This window comes from Paenibacillus cucumis (ex Kampfer et al. 2016) (assembly GCF_019748695.1).
In the GTDB taxonomy this organism is placed as follows: domain Bacteria; phylum Bacillota; class Bacilli; order Paenibacillales; family Paenibacillaceae; genus Paenibacillus; species Paenibacillus polysaccharolyticus.
On the sequence record NZ_JACLIC010000026.1, the window covers coordinates 1 to 1188 of the forward strand.

Genomic DNA, 1188 nt, shown 5'->3' on the forward strand with positions numbered 1-1188 from the left:
TCACATGGAGTTACAAAGGAGTCAGTTAAACGAAGAGGTCTGGAAAGGCCCGCCAAAGAAGGTAAAAGCCCTGTAATTGAAAGTTGATTCTCTCCGAGACGGATCCCGAGTAGTGCGGGGCACGTGAAACCCCGTATGAATCCGGCAGGACCATCTGCCAAGGCTAAATACTTCCTAGCGACCGATAGTGAAGCAGTACCGTGAGGGAAAGGTGAAAAGCACCCCGGAAGGGGAGTGAAATAGAACCTGAAACCGTGTGCTTACAAAAAGTCAGAGCCCGTTTTAGGGGTGATGGCGTGCCTTTTGTAGAATGAACCGGCGAGTTACGTTCCCGTGCAAGGTTAAGGTGAAGAGCCGGAGCCGCAGCGAAAGCGAGTCTGAATAGGGCGAGTGAGTACGTGGACGTAGACCCGAAACCGGGTGATCTACCCCTGTCCAGGGTGAAGGTGCGGTAACACGCACTGGAGGCCCGAACCCACGCATGTTGAAAAATGCGGGGATGAGGTGGGGGTAGCGGAGAAATTCCAATCGAACTCGGAGATAGCTGGTTCTCCCCGAAATAGCTTTAGGGCTAGCCTCGGAAAACAGAGTCGTGGAGGTAGAGCACTGATTGGGTGCGGGGCCCGCAAGGGTTACCAAGCTCAGTCAAACTCCGAATGCCATAGACTTACTTCCGGGAGTCAGACAGTGAGTGCTAAGATCCATTGTCAAAAGGGAAACAGCCCAGACCATCAGCTAAGGTCCCCAAGTGTGTGTTAAGTGGGAAAGGATGTGGAGTTGCACAGACAACCAGGATGTTGGCTTAGAAGCAGCCACCATTGAAAGAGTGCGTAATAGCTCACTGGTCGAGTGACTCTGCGCCGAAAATGTAACGGGGCTAAACACACCACCGAAGCTATGGCTTGATGCTTGCATCAGGGGTAGGGGAGCGTTGTATAAGGGTTGAAGGTGTACCGTAAGGAGCGCTGGACATTATACAAGTGAGAATGCCGGTATGAGTAACGAAAAGATCAGTGAGAATCTGATCCGCCGAAAGCCTAAGGGTTCCTGAGGAAGGCTCGTCCGCTCAGGGTAAGTCGGGACCTAAGGCGAGGCCGAAAGGCGTAGTCGAAGGACAACAGGTCGAAATTCCTGTACCACCGTAAATCGTTACGAGCGATGGGGGGACGCAGTAGGGTAGTGACGCAG

General features: G+C 52.9%; 1 rRNA gene. It reads left to right on the top strand.

Annotated features, from left to right (window positions below):
- Nucleotides 1-1188 (top strand): 23S ribosomal RNA (locus H7T88_RS17800); the annotation flags it as partial.